Source organism: Streptomyces flavalbus (assembly GCF_042674625.1).
Taxonomy (GTDB): Bacteria; Actinomycetota; Actinomycetes; order Streptomycetales; family Streptomycetaceae; genus Streptomyces; species Streptomyces flavalbus.
The window spans coordinates 3,590,810-3,607,799 of sequence record NZ_JBHTEB010000001.1; the positions used below are offsets into that span (position 1 = coordinate 3,590,810).

Annotated in this window: 14 protein-coding genes; 9 read left to right on the forward strand and 5 right to left on the reverse strand. The window is 75.2% G+C overall.

Annotated features, from left to right (window positions below):
• The first annotated feature begins 82 nt into the window (after nt 1-82).
• From ACFQZ6_RS15990 to ACFQZ6_RS16015, 6 genes are all read left to right on the forward strand, one after another.
• Nucleotides 83-883 (forward strand): hypothetical protein, encoded by an 801-nt coding sequence (locus ACFQZ6_RS15990; protein ID WP_381609231.1) that lies wholly within the window; start codon nt 83-85, stop codon nt 881-883.
• A gap of 6 nt (nt 884-889) precedes the next feature.
• Entirely contained in the window at nt 890-5,236 is a 4,347-nt protein-coding gene (locus ACFQZ6_RS15995; RefSeq protein WP_381609233.1) for a CHAT domain-containing protein, read from the forward strand.
• 39 nt (nt 5,237-5,275) lie between these two features.
• A complete protein-coding gene (locus ACFQZ6_RS16000; RefSeq protein ID WP_381609236.1) occupies nt 5,276-5,437 on the forward strand; it encodes a hypothetical protein in 162 nt (53 codons plus the stop codon).
• Nucleotides 5,434-6,099 carry a hypothetical protein gene (locus ACFQZ6_RS16005; protein WP_381609239.1) on the forward strand — a complete coding sequence of 222 codons (666 nt, stop codon included), beginning with the start codon at nt 5,434-5,436 and terminating at the stop codon, nt 6,097-6,099. The genes ACFQZ6_RS16000 and ACFQZ6_RS16005 overlap by 4 nt, the downstream gene beginning before the upstream one ends.
• Nucleotides 6,100-6,174: 75 nt before the next feature.
• Nucleotides 6,175-7,035: a GNAT family N-acetyltransferase gene (locus ACFQZ6_RS16010; RefSeq protein WP_381609242.1), complete on the forward strand. Its 861-nt coding sequence runs from the start codon at nt 6,175-6,177 to the stop codon at nt 7,033-7,035.
• Between the two features lie 168 nt (nt 7,036-7,203).
• Nucleotides 7,204-8,610, forward strand: a complete 1,407-nt coding sequence (locus tag ACFQZ6_RS16015) for a PAS domain-containing protein (RefSeq protein ID WP_381609245.1) — start codon at nt 7,204-7,206, stop codon at nt 8,608-8,610.
• A gap of 10 nt (nt 8,611-8,620) precedes the next feature.
• Here the strand turns inward: ACFQZ6_RS16015 and ACFQZ6_RS16020 are convergent, their stop codons facing one another.
• On the reverse strand, nt 8,621-9,376 hold the full coding sequence (locus ACFQZ6_RS16020) for an SIS domain-containing protein (protein WP_381609248.1): 756 nt from the start codon (nt 9,374-9,376) through the stop codon (nt 8,621-8,623).
• A 263-nt stretch (nt 9,377-9,639) separates the two neighbouring features.
• Here ACFQZ6_RS16020 and ACFQZ6_RS16025 point away from each other — a divergent pair, with 263 nt between their 5' ends.
• Together ACFQZ6_RS16025 and ACFQZ6_RS16030 are read left to right on the forward strand one after the other, a co-directional pair.
• Nucleotides 9,640-10,332: a metal-dependent transcriptional regulator gene (locus tag ACFQZ6_RS16025; RefSeq protein ID WP_381609251.1), complete on the forward strand. Its 693-nt coding sequence runs from the start codon at nt 9,640-9,642 to the stop codon at nt 10,330-10,332.
• A gap of 433 nt (nt 10,333-10,765) precedes the next feature.
• Nucleotides 10,766-11,638: an alpha/beta fold hydrolase gene (locus ACFQZ6_RS16030; RefSeq protein ID WP_381618350.1), complete on the forward strand. Its 873-nt coding sequence runs from the start codon at nt 10,766-10,768 to the stop codon at nt 11,636-11,638.
• A 304-nt stretch (nt 11,639-11,942) separates the two neighbouring features.
• Here ACFQZ6_RS16030 and ACFQZ6_RS16035 read toward each other — a convergent pair whose 3' ends face one another.
• A complete protein-coding gene (locus ACFQZ6_RS16035; protein WP_381609254.1) occupies nt 11,943-13,043 on the reverse strand; it encodes a citrate synthase 2 in 1,101 nt (366 codons plus the stop codon).
• A 315-nt stretch (nt 13,044-13,358) separates the two neighbouring features.
• On the opposite strand from ACFQZ6_RS16035, the gene pdxH reads away from it, so the two are divergent.
• Nucleotides 13,359-13,985, forward strand: coding sequence for a pyridoxamine 5'-phosphate oxidase (gene pdxH, locus ACFQZ6_RS16040; RefSeq protein ID WP_381618353.1), 627 nt, complete (start codon nt 13,359-13,361; stop codon nt 13,983-13,985).
• A gap of 4 nt (nt 13,986-13,989) precedes the next feature.
• Here pdxH and ACFQZ6_RS16045 read toward each other — a convergent pair whose 3' ends face one another.
• From ACFQZ6_RS16045 to ACFQZ6_RS16055, 3 genes are all read right to left on the reverse strand, one after another.
• Nucleotides 13,990-14,565 (reverse strand): TetR/AcrR family transcriptional regulator, encoded by a 576-nt coding sequence (locus tag ACFQZ6_RS16045; RefSeq protein ID WP_381618356.1) that lies wholly within the window; start codon nt 14,563-14,565, stop codon nt 13,990-13,992.
• A gap of 98 nt (nt 14,566-14,663) precedes the next feature.
• Nucleotides 14,664-15,401, reverse strand: coding sequence for an enoyl-CoA hydratase family protein (locus ACFQZ6_RS16050; RefSeq protein ID WP_381609256.1), 738 nt, complete (start codon nt 15,399-15,401; stop codon nt 14,664-14,666).
• On the reverse strand, nt 15,398-16,966 hold the full coding sequence (locus ACFQZ6_RS16055; protein ID WP_381609260.1) for a 4-coumarate--CoA ligase family protein: 1,569 nt from the start codon (nt 16,964-16,966) through the stop codon (nt 15,398-15,400). Before ACFQZ6_RS16055 ends, ACFQZ6_RS16050 begins: the two co-directional genes overlap by 4 nt.
• Nucleotides 16,967-16,990 lie beyond the last annotated feature (24 nt).

Sequence of the window (16,990 nt, forward strand, 5' to 3'; positions counted from 1 at the left end):
GGGAATAACTCGGCCTTGCCCGGGTCGACTTGGGGCGTGCGCGCCGTACCATCGAACGTCCACCGACGCGTAGGGGGCGGGTGTGGTCCGATGGTTCGGCAGGTCCGGGAACTCCGGTGGGTCCGACGCGTCCGATCCCGCGGGGCAGACGGCGGACGACCCGCTGAGCACCGCCGACGCGCTGCGGCTGGCCTACGGCCAGACCGGCGACCAGGGGCTGCTGCGGCGGGCCGTCCTGGCGGCCGAGCGGGCGCGCGGCCAGTACCCGCCCGACGACCCCCACCACGCCTCCGCGCTGTCCGCGCTGTGCATGTTGTACCGGCTGCGCTGGGAGCGGGAACGCGACCCCGCGCTCCTCGACCGGTCGCTGGCCTACGGCAGGCAGGCCGTCGACGCCTCCCCGCCGGGCGACCCCGAACTGGGCCGCCACATGTCCTCCCTGGCGACCTCCCTCCAGGAGGCGTTCGACCGCGGCGGACGGCGGCAGGACATCGACGAGGCCATCGCCCTGTACCGCTCCTGCCTCGACATCCTCCCGACCGGCCACGCCGAGCACGCCGGACAGCGGTCCAACCTCGCCAACTCGCTGCTGCGCCGCGCCCAGAAGTTCCCCGACCCCGGCACCCTGGAGGAGGCCCTCACGCACGCGCGTGCCGCCCTGGACGACACCCCGCTGAAGGACCCGATGTACCCGGTCCGCGCGGTCAACCTCGGCGGCGCGCTGCTGGCGCTGGTGCAGAGCGGCCAGGTCCGGCACGCCGCGGAGGCGCAGCGGATGTACGAGGAGGCGCTGCGCCGGTTCCCGCGGTCGCACCCGGCGCGCGGGCAGGTGCAGGGGGCGGTGGAGCGTATCCGGTACCTGCGGCGGACCCTGGGGATCTGAGCGGCGGTGGAACTCGTCCTCGCCGTCCGGGACTTCACCGGGCCCGACCGGTGGCGCTGGGAGCTGACCGGCCCTGACGGGCGGCTGCTCGCCGGGCACGAGGTGCGGCTGGACCGGGACGGCGCCCTGTACGAGGCGTTCGTCGACCTGCCGGGGTACGTGCGTCGGCACGCGCCGCCCGACGAGCGGGTGGCCCGGGAGCGGGAGATCGTGCGGGAGCTGGGCGCCTGGATCGGCGCGCGGGTGCTCGGCCCGGTGGCCGACGCGCTGCTCGCCGCGGCTCCCGCGGTGGTCCGGGTGGTCGCGCCCCCGGCGGCGCGCGGGCTGCTGCACGTGCCGCTGGAGCTGGCCCACGCGGGCGGCGGGCCGCTCGCCGTGCGGGACGTCACCCTGGTGGTGCAGGTCGACGGCGACGCGCCACCACCCGCGCGGGAGCCGGGACGGCCCGTGCGGGTGCTGGCGCTGTTCAGCCTGCCGGAGGGCAGCCGGGCCCTGAACCTGCGGCGCGAACGGGTCGCCCTGACCCGGCTGTTCGCGGACTCCGGGCGCGCGGTGGAGCTCCACACCCTCCAGTACGGCGTCACGCGCGAGCGCCTCGCCGCGCTCCTCGCCCGGCCGGAGGGCTGGGACGTCCTGCACCTCTCCGCCCACGGCACCCCCGGCGAACTCCTCTTGGAGGACGACACCGGACGACCCGACCGCGTGGACGCCGCCGACCTCGCGGAGCTGCTCGGCGCGGCGCGCGGGGTGTCCCTGGTGACCCTGTCGGCCTGCTGGTCGGGTGCGGTGGCGGTCCGGGAACGGCGACGGCGGCTGGGGGTGCCGACCGGGGCGGAGGGGGACGGGGAGGCCGCCGGTCGCACGGAGGGGGACGGGGAGGCCGCCGGTCGCACGGAGGGGGACGGGGAGGCCGCCGCCGGTCGTACGGAGGTCGTCGGCGCGCTCGCCGGTGAGCTGGCGGGGCGGCTGGGGTGCGCGGTGCTGGCGATGCGGTACCCGGTGGCGGACGACTTCGCGATCGCGCTCGCCGAGCGGGTGTACCGGGCGCTGGTCCTGGAGGGCAGGACGCTTCCGGAGGCGTTGCGCGGGGCGGTGCGGGGGGTGTGGGGGGCGGACGGGGGTCCCGCGCTGGAGGCGGTGACTCCGGCGCTCTTCGGGGGGCTGGCGGCGGGGTTGCGGTTGGACGCCGCGGCGGGGGCGGGGGCCTCGGACACCGCTGCGGGAGCGGAGGGCTCGGACGCCGCCGCGGAGGCGGAGGCCGCGGGACAGGGTGCGATGCCGCCCCCGGCCGAGCGGTTCGTCGGGCGGGTCGCGCTGCTCGCGCGGGCCAGCGCCGTGCTCGCGCCGGGCGGCGGGGCGTGCGGGGTGCTGCTGCTCGGGATGCCCGGCGTCGGGAAGACGGCGTGCGTGCGGGAGTTGGTCGAGACGCACGGGCACTCCTTCGACGGGGTCGTGTGGTGCGCGGTGCCCCGCTGGTCGGGCACGGACGCGCAGGGCGCGCTCGCGGAGTTGGCGGTGGCGTTGGAGGGGGTGGCGCCGGGGTCCGCGTGGGTGCGGATGCTCGACGGTGACTTCGGCGCGTTCGTCGCCGCCCTCGCCGGGTGCCTCGCGCGGCGGCGGCTGCTGGTCGTCGTGGACGACGTGGACGCGCTCCTCGACGGCGACGACAGGGGCGACGGCGGCTGGCGGGACGGGCGGTGGGGGACGCTGCTCGCCGCGCTGTCGGCGCACGGTGGGCCGGGGCGGGTGGTGCTGACGGGACGGGTGCGGCCCCCGGGGCTGGGGGCGGCCGTCCCCACGGTGCCGGTGGAGCTGCTGACGCCGGACGAGGCGGTGCTGCTCGCGCGGGAGCTGCCGCACCTCGCGCGGCTGGCCGAGGGACGGCTGCCCGGCGTGGCGCCCGCCGCCGCCCGGCGGTACGTCACCGGCCTGCTGGACGCCACCCGGGGCCATCCGGGCCTGCTGGAGCTGGCCGACGCGCAGGCGGCCGACCCGGCACGGCTGGCGGCGCTGCTGGGGTCCGCCGGGCGGGCCGACGGGCGGGCCGACGGGTTCCTCGGCGGGGGTCAGGGCACCGCGACCGGGTTCCGCAGCGGCGGCCCGGGTGGCGCGGACGCCGACGAGCGGCTGCGGGTCCTGGCCGCCTGGACGGACGCCATCGCGGACGCCCTGCCGCCCGTCCAGCGGGACCTGTTCCACTTCCTGTGCTGCCTGGAGGAACCCGACCGCACCCGGGCCGCCGTCGACCACAACTGGCCCGCCGTACGCGCCCAGCTCGGCCACGCCGCCGACGCCCCCGCCGTGGGGCTCGACGCGCTGGTGGACCGCGGTCTGCTCACCCAGCGGACCGGGCCGACGCCCGGGCACCCGTCGTCGTACGACATCCAGTCCGCCGTCGCCGCGCGGGGGCGGGCGCGGGCCGGGGAGGCGTTCCGGGAGCTGGTGGACACCCGCATGTCCGGCTACTGGGTGCGGGTGTTCGAGCTGGCGTGGCGGCGGGAGGGCACCGCCGCCGAAGGGGCCCGGCTGGCGGGACCGTTGCTCGCGCGGGCGGGGCTGTCGGCGGCGCCGTACCTGATCCGGGCGCGGCTGTGGCAGGGCGCCGAGGCGCTGCTCCAGGCGGTGTTGCGACGGGACGACAGCAGGCCCACGCGCGCGCGTGTGCTGCCGGTGCTGCGGCGGCTCGCCGCGCTGGCCGCGACCGGCGCGGGCGCGCCGCCGACAGGCGCGCTCAGCGAGGTGCTGTGGGTGACCGACCCGGCGACGGCGGAGCGGCAGGCCCGCGCGGCCCTCGCCGCCGCCCGCGCGGCCGGGGACCACCGGGCGGCGGCGGGCGCGGCGGGCACGCTGGCCGGGCTGTGTCTGCGCACCGGGCGGCTGGACGAGGCGCTCGCCATGGCGGACGCGGAGATCGAGCACGCGCGCGTGGCCGGTCTCGGCCCGTGGACCCGGCTGCTCGGGGAGGTGCACCGGCTGCACGTGCGGCTGGAGCGCGGGGACAGCGGGCGGGTGCTGGAGGAGGCGGCCGACCTGCTGGAGCGGACGCGGGCCACGCCCCGGGAGTGGGTGCCCGGCGAGGGGGTGCTGTGGTGGGAGGTGTGGGAGGAGCTGTGCGACACCGCGCAGCGGGCCGCGGTGAGCGCGGGCGCGTGGGCGCGGGCGGTGGAGTACAACGCGGAGCTGTGCGCGGCCAAGGCGGGGCGCGGCGCGGCGGGCCCGGACTTCGCGCAGGCCCGTTTCCCGGTCTACCTGGCGCTGCTGCGGCTCGGCCGTGCGGAGGAGGCGCTGGCGGTCCTGGAGGAGTGCCGGGAGGTCTTCGAGGCGGCCGGGGACGATCTGCACCTGGGTGAGGTGTTCGGGGCGCTCGCCACCGTGGAGGACGCGCGGGGGCGCGGTACGGCGGCGCTCGCGCGGGGCCGGGACTGCCTGCGGTACGCCTACCGCGCGGGTGTCCCGGCGACGATCGCGGTCAGTCACGCCAACTTCGGCACGTACCTGCACTCCCACGCGGGTGACGCCTCGGGGGCCGCCGCCCACCATCTGGCGGGGGCGCTGCTGGGCGCCCTCACCGGCGGCCGGACCGTGGACGCGCTGGGCGGGGTGGTGGCCGACCTGCGGGAGTTCGGGGCCGCCGCCGAACTGCCGGGCACCCCGCGTGAGCTGTGCGCGCGGGTCGCCGCGGTGCCCGGGGTGGCCCTGGACCGGCTCCTGGAGCGGCTGGCGCCCGGCCAGGACCGGTTGGCGGCGCTGCTGGCGGAGCTGACCCGCACGGCCCGCGCGGAGGCCGACACCGGGTCGCGGGGCGGGGCGCTCGCGGCGGCGGCGTGGGGCATCGTGTGGGAACCCGCGCTCGCGGCGCTGGTCTCGGCGGCGCGCGGCAACACGGCGGCGCGGGTGAAGCTGCGTCAGCACCTGGACCGCTACGAGGCGATGGCCCCGGCGTTCACACCGCTGGCCGGGGTGGTGCGGCGGCTCCTTGACGGCGAGCGGGACGCGGGCGTGGCCGCCGGGCTCGGCCCGCTGGACGCGCCCGTCGCGGCGCGGGCGCTGGCGGCGCTGCGCGGTGAGGTGGAGGTTCCGGTGGCGCTGTGGCCCGCGCTGCACCTGAGCCTGGCGCTGGGCAACCTGGTCGGCGCGGCGGCGGGCGACCCGGGCACCGCCGAGGCCACGCGCGGGACCCTCGCCGCGCTGGGCGCCGACCGCGGGTTCGCCCCGCTGGCCCCGGTCCTCGCCGGAATCCTCGACGGTGACCGCGACCCGCGGCTCGTGGAGCGGCTGCGGGAGCCGGTGCAGCGGGCGGTGGTGACGGCGGTGCTGCACTACCTCGCCGGGATCGGGGGAAGGGTGGGCTGAGAGGGTGGGGGCAGCGACGGGAGTGACGGGAGGGGCCGCATGGCCGAGGAGCCGCGGGTCAACGACGTACGGATCGCGCCGGACGGGGAGTTGGAGTTCTACGACGGGACGGAGTGGGTGCCGTACCCGGACCTGCCCGACGACGTCGCCCTCCCGAACGGCCTGAGCCGGGACGGCTCGGACGGCGGCGACCGGGCGTGACCTCGCCGCCGCCCGAGCCGGACGCCGCCGCCGGTGTCTCCGGCACCCCGTTCGACGCGCTGCCGTCGCCGCTGGACGCCGTGCCCGACCTGCGCGCGGCGGCGCGCTGGATGACCGGCGCGTTCGGCGCGGTCGGCGCCGCGCTGATCGGCGGCGGGCCGCTGGTCGCCGTGGGCAAGGTGCGCGGGCTCGGGGAGGCGGCCGTCGCCGGGGGCGCGCTGCTGCTGGCGCTGGCCGGGGTGAGCCTCGCCATCTGGCAGGTCAGCAAGGTGCTGGTGCCGCCGGTGACGACGACGGCGACGCTCGCGGACCCGGCGCTGCGCGGGCTGCGCGCGCTGGTCGACGCCTCCCCCGCCGACTTCTTCGGCACCGCCGCGACCGGCGTCGACGACGTGCTGCGGCACCGCGCCATCGCCGCGAACCTCCAGCGCGCGCTGACCGCCGAGACCGACCCCGGGCGCCGGGAGCTGCTCCGTCACCACCTGGGGCGCGCCCGCGCCAACGTGGCCCGTACGGACCCGTATGTGCGCTGGTTGCTCGCCATGGCGCACGTCTGGCAGATCCGCGCCGCCCTGCACACCGCGCGCCGCTGGTGCCTGCTCGCGGTGCTGCTGGTGACGGTGGGGGCGGTGGGGTTCCTGACCGTCACCGGGAGATCCTGACCGTCATCGGGAGACGAGGCGGAGGGGTCGGAAAACAGGTCCGGTTCCCCGAACCGGTGATCTACCGTTCCGCTCATGACAAGACAGCGGGAGCGGCGGGCGGTCCTCAGCGGGTCGGTGTTCGAGGAGCGCATCGGGTGCGCGCGGGCGGTCGTGGACGGGGACCAGGTGTACGTGTCGGGGACCACCGGGTTCGACTACGCCACGATGACGATCTCCGACGACGTGGTGGAGCAGGCCGAGCAGTGCCTGCGCAACATCGGCGCGGCGCTCGCGGAGGCGGGCTGCACCTTCGCCGACGTGGTGCGGGTGCGCTACCTGCTGCCCGCGCGGGAGGACTTCGAGCCCTGCTGGCCGGTGCTGCACCGCCACTTCGCCGAGGTGCGGCCCGCGGCGACGATGCTGGAGTGCGGGCTCGCCGACCCGCGGATGCGGATCGAGATCGAGGTCGACGCGCGGCGCGGACCGGTGGCGGGTGCGCTGCGGATCGAGACCGTCGACGGGGAGCGGGCGCTGGAGCAGTGGCGGGACGTCCACAACGCGATCGTGCCGCCCGCCGCGCTGTCCCTCGACGACGTGCGCGAGCGCGCCGCACGGTACCGGCTGGACAACGCCTACCTCGGTGACGTCCTCGTCGGCTGTTCGACCGTGCGCCCCCCGGCGACCGCGGAGGACGGCACCGCGCACGCGGCGACGGTCATCGCGCGCGTGCTGCCCGCCTACCGGGGCCGGAGCATCGGCACGGCGCTGTACGAGCGTGGGATGGCCCACGCGCGCGTGCTGGGCGCGGAGGTCGTCGACACGGTGGTCCTCGCGGTCAACACGGAGGGGCTGCGGTTCGCGCAGGCGCGCGGGTTCACCGAGGTCGAGCGGTACGTGCTGCCCGGGGAGAGCGCCGAGTGGGTCGATCTGCGACGGGCCGCCGACGACCGCTGACAGGCGGTGACTGACGTAGTCCGAAACGTTTCCGCTGTGCAACGATTCCGGGCGATGTTTGCGGGAACCATATGTGGGCTGCATCACGTTCAAGTTGAATGACCGCAAACGAGCCAACCGACGCGCCGTAGCGAGTGCGCAACGGGCAGGGGGTCCAAGGGGGTCCAGGTGAGTGCTTCCCGGCGTAGTGGGACCACCGACGAGCTGGGGCCTGACGAGCCCGAGCGCGACGGCGCCGATCTTCTCGCCGCCCTGCTCGACGGCATGGACGCGGCGCTGTGCGCGTTCGACGCCGACGGGGTGGTCACCCACTGGAACCGCGAGGCGGAGCGCATCCTCGGCTGGAGCGCCGCCGAGGCCGTGGGGCGGCGGGGCCTGACCGGGTGGGCGGCGCGCAGCGCCGACGCCGTGGACGTCGAGACGCGGCTGATGTCCGCGATGCACGCGCCCGGCCGCCAGGTGCACGAGTTCGCGCTGGTCACCAAGGACGGCGGCCGGGTCCTGGTGCGCACCCAGTCGGCCGCCGTGCGCGGCCCGGACGGCAAGCCCGCGGGCGTGTACTGCGCCTTCAGCGAGGTGCACGCGCAGATCGACCTGGAGCGGTCCATCGCGCTGAGCGAGGCCCTGTTCGAGGACGCGAGCTGGGGCGTCGTCCTCGTCGACGCCGACCTGCGGCCCGCCGTCGTCAACGCGCACGCGGCCCGCGCGCTCGGCATCGGCCGTACGGCGGTTCTGGGGCGGCCCCTCGGGGAGCTGCTCGCGCAGGGCGTGGAGGAGCTGGAGAGCGCGCTCACGCACGTGCTGGCGGAGGGCGCGCCGCCCGCGCCCGCCGAGATCTGGGTGAGCGTGCGCGCCCCGGAGGGCGAGAAGCGGCGCTGCTGGCGCTGCGGCTTCGTGCGGCTGGCGTCGCCGCTCGCGGAGGAGCCGGTGCCGCTCGGCGTCGGTTGGCTGTTCCAGGACGTCACCGAGGCCAAGCAGGGCGAGCAGGAGGCGTCCCTGCTGCGGTTCCGCACCAACCAGTTGCACCGGGCCGCGCGGGCCGCCGCCGAGTGCGAGGACCCCGCGGAGGCGGCCACCGTCCACCTGGACTTCGCGCTCGCCGGGTTCGCCGACCACGCGATGGTCGACAAGGTCGCGGGCGGCCCGCTCACCGACGCCGGGGCGGCGGGCCCCATACGGCTGGTGCGGTTCGCCGCCACCCCGTCCGGCGCCCCCGGGCCGACCTTCCCGGCCGCGGAGGCGGGCCTGCCCGTGCGGTACGGCGACGGCCACCCCGCCCTCCAGTGCGTGGCACGCTCCGGCACGGTGCGCGCCGGGGTCGGCACCGTCCCCGTGGAGCAGGCACGCGCGTGGGCGACGGCCCGGCAGTGGCCGCGGGACACCGTGCACGCGCTGTGCGCGGTGCTGCGCAGCCGGGGCCGCACACTCGGCGTCGTGACGTTCCTGCGCGGCGGCGGACGCACCCAGTTCGAGCGTTCCGACATCGCCTACGCCGAGGACGTCGCCGCACGCATCGCGGCGGCCCTGGACCTGGCGGCGGAGGCGAGACGCGAGCGGGACCAGGGCCTGTCGTAGCCCCCGCGGCTCACTGCCGGTAGAAGATCCGGTCGCCGTACTCCTCGAAGACGCGGCTGTTCCAGTCGAGGCCGCCGTCGACGTTGCCGGAGCGCAGCAGGGGCGGTTCGACGCCGCGGGCGGCGAGCGTGGCCGCCGTCTCCGCCATGACGGCCTGCAGGAGCGCCGCGGTGACGACGGTGGAGGCGGGCGCGAAGGGCGCGGGCACGGTGTCGAGGGTGAGTTCCGCGTCCCCGACGGCGATCTTCGAGTCCAGGACGATGTCGCAGTGGTCCTTCAGGAACGTCCCGGAGACATGCCGCGACGTGGTCTCGGTGGCGTACGCCACGGACGTCACGCCGATCACCCGCACACCCAGGGCGCGCGCGTGCAGGGCCATCTCCACGGGCAGCGCGTTGCGGCCGGACAGCGAGATGATCACCAGGGCGTCGCCCGCGCGCAGCGGCGAGCTGTCCAGGACGGCGCTGGCGAAGCCGTCGACGCGTTCCAGGGCGGAGCCGAGCGTCGCGGGCATCACGTCGACGCCGACGACGCCGGGCGCGGCGAGCAGGTTCATCAGGGCGAGTCCGCCCGCCCGGTACACGACGTCCTGCGCGGGCAGCGAGGAGTGCCCGGCGCCGAACGCGAACAGCCGCCCGCCCGCGGTGACCGTGTCGGCGAGCAGTTCGCCCGCGGCGGCGATGGCCCCGGCCTCCTCGTCGCGGACGCGGTGCAGCAGGCCGATCGCGGCGTCGAAGTACTGGTCGGCGGGGGTGCTGTCGCCCATGCGGTGCCCCTTCACTGTGGATGTGTCGCGGATCACGGTGCGGTCTGGACCAGTGCCGTGTCAATACGGCGGCCTGACCCCTGGGGCCGGTGGGCCACACGCGCGGCGGGAGGCCGTCGCGGCGGGCGGGACAGGCCGCGTAACCCCCGCGTTTCAACGGCGCGGCACGGTTGTCAGCGGTATGCGTCAGAATTGAAGCCAGGGCCAGCGCACGCGCGCCGCAGGGCCGTCCAGCCTTCGGCACATCTCATCGAGGGGCACGTATGTCCGGACTGATCGACACCACGGAGATGTATCTCCGCACCATCCTCGAACTGGAAGAGGAAGGTGTGGTCCCCATGCGCGCCCGGATCGCCGAGCGGCTCGACCAGAGCGGACCGACGGTCAGCCAGACGGTGGCGCGGATGGAGCGCGACGGCCTGGTCTCCGTGGCCGCCGACCGGCACCTGGAGCTGACCGACGAGGGCCGTCGGCTGGCCACCCGCGTGATGCGCAAGCACCGCCTCGCGGAGTGCCTGCTGGTCGACGTGATCGGCCTGGAGTGGGAGCAGGTGCACGCCGAGGCCTGCCGCTGGGAGCACGTGATGAGCGAGGCCGTGGAGCGCCGCGTCCTCGAACTGCTGCGCCACCCCACCGAGTCGCCGTACGGCAACCCGATCCCGGGCCTGGAGGAGCTGGGCGAGAAGGACGGCGCTGACCCGTTCCTCGACGAGGGCATGGTGTCGCTGGCCGACCTCGACCCGGGCACGGAGGGCAAGACGGTCGTGGTGCGCCGCATCGGCGAGCCGATCCAGACGGACGCCCAGTTGATGTACACGCTGCGCCGCGCGGGCGTGCAGCCCGGCTCGGTGGTCAGCGTGACGGAGTCGGCGGGCGGGGTGCTGGTGGGCTCAAGCGGCGAGGCGGCGGAGCTGGAGGCGGACGTCGCCTCGCACGTGTTCGTGGCCAAGCGCTGACGGCACGGCACATCCTCCGCGGCCCCATCTATCGCATCCAATCCGGGATTTGGTGGTTCAGGGCGCAGCGCTTCGGCGGCTGGCGTGTCAGGCTGTCGCGTGGGACCCGGGGCCGGGCATATGACAAATAGGGGGTGGGCGGATGGGCCGCGGACGAGCGGAGGGCCCCGGCGCCGAGTGGCGCCGGGGCCTGTCCTCCCCTGTGCTGACCCGGAGCCCCGAGCTCTCAGGGTCATTCCCCTCGGACCGGTTTCCCCGAGCGGTCCGCCTCCCGCTGAAGATCTCCCCTCGGCGGCGTGGATCATTCCTTGAGCGGTGTCACTCAAACGAGGGGTGTCGCCCACCGACGGCCCAATCTCGAATAGCCGTTCGATAACCTGCGGGGCAGCGCACACGACAGCGGTCCGAGCGGAGCTTGGGGGTGCCAGAACCAATGGTCCGGCGCATCGACGTGACCGGGGCGACCGGCGTACGCCTCGCGGCCTGGGAGTTCGGCGACCCGCCGAAGCCCGATCCGCACAGCGACGCCGACCGCCGCTCCCCCGGAGTGCTGTTACTCCACGGGCTGATGGGCCGTGCCTCGCACTGGGCGTCCACCGCCCGCTGGCTCTCCGCCCGCCACCGCGCCGTGGCCCTCGACCAGCGCGGGCACGGCCAGAGCGAGAAGCCCCCGCCGGGCTCCTACACGCGCGAGGCGTACGTCGAGGACGCGGAGGCCGCCCTCGAACAGCTCGGCCTCGCCCCGGCCGTCCTCGTCGGCCACGCCATGGGCGCCCTGACCGCCTGGCAGCTCGCCGCCAAACGCCCCGACCTGGTCCGCGGCCTGGTCATCTGCGACATGCGGGCCTCCGCGCTCGGCGGCGCCTCCCAGCGCGAGTGGGAGGAGTGGTTCCGGGCCTGGCCCGTCCCCTTCGCCACCCTCGCCGACGTCCGCAAGTGGTTCGGCGAGGACGACCCCTGGGTGGAGCGCCCCAACCCGGCCCGCGGCGCGTTCTACGCCGAGGTCATGCACGAGTGCGAGGACGGCTGGCGCCCCGTCTTCGACCCCGCCCAGATGCTGGAGTCCCGCGAGACGTGGATCCACGACGCCCACTGGGAGGAGCTGGCGCAGGTCCGGTGCCCCACCCTGGTCGTCCGCGGCCTCGACGGCGAGCTGGGCCGCGCCGAGGCCCAGGAGATGGTCCGCGTCCTGCCGCACGGCGAGTACGCCGAGGTCACCGACGCCGGGCACCTCGTCCACTACGACCAGCCGCAGGCCTGGCGCGCCGCCATCGAGCCCTTCCTGGACGGCGTCCGCACCGGCTGACCGGACCGTGCCGGGAACCGGTCGGAAAAAAAGTGGTTGATCCCGGCGGGAGTGGTTCTTAGGGTGGCGGTACACGAGAAGGGAGGTGGTTCGGCAGATGTATGAATACCGGACGCGTGAGGTGGCTGCGGGCTAGCGGCCCGTCACCACATCCAGTGCGGTGCCGGACCCGTACGTGACAGACGCGTACAGCCGGCCCAATCCCAGCAGTCACCCGACCCGCGAGTCGCCGGTACGTCCGGCCGGCTCCTCTCCGGAGGAACCAGACTCGCGGGTCGTCTGCGTATCGCGCGCGAAAAGCGCTTCAGTGGCCGATGTCCTCGTAGCCGTCGATCTCCCGCGGGTCGCGCGGGCCCGGTCCGACATAGCGGGCCGAGGGGCGCACCAGGCGGCCGGTGCGCTTCTGCTCCAGGATGTGCGCCGCCCAGCCCGCCGTACGGGCGCAGGTGAACATCGACGTGAACATGTGCGCCGGGACCTCCGCGAAGTCCAGCACGATCGCCGCCCAGAACTCCACGTTGGTGGCCAGCACCCGGTCAGGACGGCGGCTGTGCAGCTCGGCCAGGGCCGCCTTCTCCAACGCCTCCGCGACCTCGAACCGCGGCGCGCCCAGCTCACGGGCGGTCCGGCGCAGCACCCGCGCGCGCGGGTCCTCGGCGCGGTAGACGCGGTGCCCGAAGCCCATCAGCCGCTCCCCCTTGTCGAGGGCCCGCCTGACGTACGCCTCCGCGTCCCCGGTGCGCTCGATCTCCTCGATCATGCCGAGCACCCGGGAGGGGGCGCCGCCGTGCAGCGGCCCGGACATGGCGCCCACCGCACCCGACAGGGCGGCGGCCACGTCGGCGCCGGTGGAGGCGATGACGCGGGCGGTGAAGGTGGAGGCGTTCATGCCGTGCTCGGCGGCGGACGTCCAGTAGGCGTCGACGGCGGCGACGTGCTTGGGGTCGGGCTCGCCCCGCCAGCGGATCATGAACCGCTCGACGACGGAGTGCGCCTTGTCGATCTCGCTCTGCGGCACCATCGGCAGCCCCTGCCCGCGCGCCGACTGGGCGACGTACGACAGGGCCATCACGGCGGCGCGGGCGAGGTCGTCGCGGGCCTGCTCGGCGTCGATGTCGAGCAGCGGTTTCAGGCCCCACACCGGCGCGAGCATGGCGAGCGCGGACTGCACGTCGACGCGGATGTCACCGGAGTGGACGGGGATCGGGAACGGCTCGGCGGGCGGCAGCCCGGGGTTGAACGCCCCGTCGACGAGCAGTCCCCAGACGTTGCCGAACGAGACGTGGCCGACGAGATCCTCGATGTCGACGCCCCGGTACCTGAGGGCGCCGCCCTCCTTGTCCGGTTCGGCGATCTCCGTCTCGAAAGCGACGACTCCCTCAAGACCGGGTACGAAGTCGGACATCAGGCGGCTCCTCGTGATGGGTGCGACGGATGGGGTGTCGGCAGCCAGGGGTGGCGTGGTGACAAGGTGCGCGGCGTCCTGGGATCCACGGCCCTGTGCGGGCGCGGCTCGCGGTCCCGGATGCCACCCCTGTGATGCCCCGTGCGGCTGCACGATATTCCCTGAGTGCCATTCCTGGGGAGAGTTCGCGGCACTCAGTGCCAAACGCGTGACGAAGGACACCGTGCCGAAAAGCCGTCGCGGATACGGCAAGATGACCGCGTGACCGACGCAGCCGCCGCCCCTGCCGCCGACGACGTCCCCCACCCCGCCGCGATGCGGCAGCAGTACCGGGCCGAGGGCCTCGCCGAGGACGACCTGGCCGCCACGCCCGTGGCGCAGTTCGCGCGCTGGTTCCGGCAGGCCGCGACCGAGGGCCGCCTGTTCGAACCCAACGCCATGATCGTCGCCACCGCCGACGCCGAGGGGCGGCCCAGCTCCCGCACGGTGCTGCTGAAGCACTTCGACGAACAGGGCTTCGTCTTCTACACCAACTACGACTCCCGTAAGGCCCGCGACCTCGCCGCGAACCCGTACGTGTCGCTGCTGTTCCCGTGGCACCCGATGGCCCGCCAGGTGATCATCACGGGCGTGGCGCGCCGCACCGGGCGGGACGAGACCGCCGCGTACTTCCGCACCCGCCCGCACGGCTCCCAGCTCGGCGCCTGGGCCAGCGCCCAGTCCTCGGTGGTCGCCCGCGCCGACCTCGACGCCGCGTACGCCGACCTCGCCGCCCGCTACCCCGAGGGCGAGCAGGTGCCGGTGCCGCCGCACTGGGGCGGCTTCCGGGTGGCGCCGCGGACGGTGGAGTTCTGGCAGGGCCGCGAGAACCGGCTCCACGACCGGCTCCGGTACGTCGCCCAGCCGGACGGGAGCTGGCGGGTGGAGCGGCTGGCCCCCTGAGGGCTCAGTCCAGCGTCTGTGCCAGCAGCGCCGCCCACTGCCCCACGACCCGCTCCCGCCGCTGCCCGTCGTCGGTGAGCAGGTTGGCGAGCCCCAGGCCGCGCGCCATGTCCAGCAGGCCCTGCACGGTCTCCCTGACGCCGGGCCGGGACTCGTCGGCGCCCAGCAGCTCCACGGCGATCCGGTGCGTCTCCCGGCCGACGCGGGCCTCCAGCTCGGTCACCCGGGGCCGTAGCTGCTCCTCGTTGGAGGCGGCGACCCACAGGTGCAGGGCCGCCCGGAACAGGGGCCCGGTGTAGAGGTCGACGAGGGCGGCGACGACGGCCCGCCGGTCGTCCTGCGCGCCCTCGGGGAACAGGGCGCGCAGGGCGGTGGAGCGTTCCTCGGCGACGTACTCGACGGCGGCCGTGAACAGGTCCTCACGGGTCGGGAAGTGGTGCTGCGCGGCACCGCGCGAGACGCCCGCGCGTTCGGCGACGACGGCGACCGTGGAGCCCGCCCAGCCGTGCTCGGCCAGGCAGGCCACGGCGGCCGCGAGCAGCCGCTGCCGGGTCGCCCGGCTGCGGTCCTGCTTGGGCACGCGCTCGGCCCGCTCGGACCTCTCGGCCCGCTCGGACCTCTCAGCCCCCTCAGCCCGCTCGGCGCCGCCTTCGGACCTCTCGGCACGTTCGGCCGTGCTCACACCCACCATTCCGGATCCCGTCGTTCTAGGAAGGCCGTCATCCCCTCGCGCGCCTGCGCGGAGGAGAACAGCCGGGCCGAGAGCGCGGTCAGCTCGGCCGCGTCCCGGTCGAAGTTCTCCAGCACCCTAGCCGTGAGCAGCCGTTTCGTCTCGGCGAGGGCCTGCGGAGCGGACTTGCGCAGCCCGTCGAGGACGGGTTCGAGTACGGCGTCCACGTCCTCCCCCGCCGCCGACAGCAGCCCGATCCGGGCCGCCTCGGGGGCGTCGAAGCGCTCGCCGGTGAGGTAGTAGCGGGCGAGGGCGCGCGGGTCGGTGCGCGGCAGCAGCGTCAGCGAGATCACGGCGGGCGCCACCCCGATCCGCACCTCCGTGAACGCGAAGCTGGCCGCGGTCGAGGCGACGGCGATGTCGCAGGCCGCCAGCAGCCCGAGGCCGCCCGCGCGGACGTGCCCGGTGACCCGCGCGACCACCGGCTTCGGCAGCTCCACGAGCTGCCGGAGCAGCCCCACCAGGGCGTCCGGGTGCGGCGGGTCCCGCAGGTCGGCACCGGCGCAGAAGGTGTTCCCGGTGTGCGTGAGGACGACCGCGCGCACGTCGTCGTCCTTGCCGCACTCCGCGAGGGCGCCCGCGAGCGCGTCGACGAGGGCGGCGGACAGGGCGTTGCGGGTGTCCGGCGAGTCCAGGCTGACGGTCTCCACGCCCCGCGCGCGTGCCCGGCCGATCAGGGACGTCACCTGGCCTCCCGGAGCTGACGGCGGAGGATCTTCCCGGAGACGGCACGCGGCACGTCGTCGATGAAGACGACCTCCCGGACGCGTTTGTACGGGGCGACGCGCTCGGCGACGTACATCATCACCTCGTTCTCGCTGAGGTCAGGCGCGGACGGCTGGCGGACGACGAACGCGCGCGGGACCTCGTTGCCCTCGTCGTTGTAGATGCCGATGACGGCGGCGTCCGCGATGCCGGGGTGGGTGAGCAGCAGGGCCTCCAGTTCGGCGGGCGCCACCTGGAACCCCTTGTACTTGATCAGCTCCTTCACCCGGTCGACGACGAACAGCCAGCCGCCCTCGTCGACGTACCCGACGTCCCCGGTGTGCAGCCAGCCGTCCTCGTCGATCATCGCGGCGGTGGCGTCGGGCCGCCCCAGGTAGCCCTTCATCACCTGCGGACCCCGGATGAGGATCTCCCCGCTGTCGCCGGGTCCGAGGTCCTTACCGGGGTCGTCGAGGGAGACGATCCGCATCTCGGTGCCCGCGATCAGCTTGCCGACGGTGCCGTGCGGCGCGTCGGCCATGGCGTCCAGCGGGACGACGTGCGTACCGGGCGACAGTTCCGTCATGCCGTACGCCTGGCCCACGGGCGGCAGCCCGAGCCGCCGCGAGCAGGCCGCGGCGAGCTTCGCGTCCAGCGGGGCGGCGGCGCTGATGACGTACTTCAGGGACGACAGGTCGTACCGCGCGACGGCCGGGTGCTTGGCGAGGGCGAGCACGATCGGCGGGGCGACGTACAGGGCGGTGATGCGGTGGTTCTGGATCGCGGCGAGGAACTGCTCCAGGTCGAAGCGGGGCAGGACGACGACGGTGGCGCCGTTGCGCAGGGGCGCGTTCATCAGGGCGGTGAGCCCGTAGATGTGGAAGAACGGCAGCACGGCGAGGACGCGTTCGCCGGGGCTGGTGCCCATCACCGGCTCCAGTTGCGCCAGGTTGGTGGCGATCTGCCGGTGGGTGAGCATCACGCCCTTGGGGGTGCCCGTCGTACCCGAGGAGTACGGCAGCGCGGCGACGTCCTCGGCCGGGTCGATGTCGACGTGCGGTTCGGGCGCGGTGGAGCCCAGCATGTCGATCAGGGAGCGGTGGCCGGGCGCGCTGTCGCAGACGAAGACCTCCTCCACGCCGCCCGCGAGTTCGGCGGCCCGCCGCGCGGTCTCCAGGAGCGGGGAGACGGTGACGATCCAGCGGGCGGCGGAGTCGCGGAGCTGCTTGGCGAACTCCTCGGCGGTGGCGAGCGGGTGCACGGTGGTGACCGAGGCGCCCGCGCGGGTGGCCGCGTAGAAGGCGGTGGGGAAGGCGATCGTGTTCGGGCTGTGCAGGGCCAGTACGTCTCCCTTGCGCACGCCCGCGTCGGCCAGCGCGGCGGCGACCCGCCGGTGGAAGCGGTCCAACTGCTCGTAGGTGAGGGTCGTGCCGTCGGTGCCGTCGACGAGCGCGGGCAGCGACCCGAACTCGGCGGCGCGGCCGAGGACGGCCTCGTGGATGGGGAGTTCTACGGGTGGGACGTCTGCGTACTCGCTGCGGAACATCGGTTCCTCCTCGCACGACGCTGT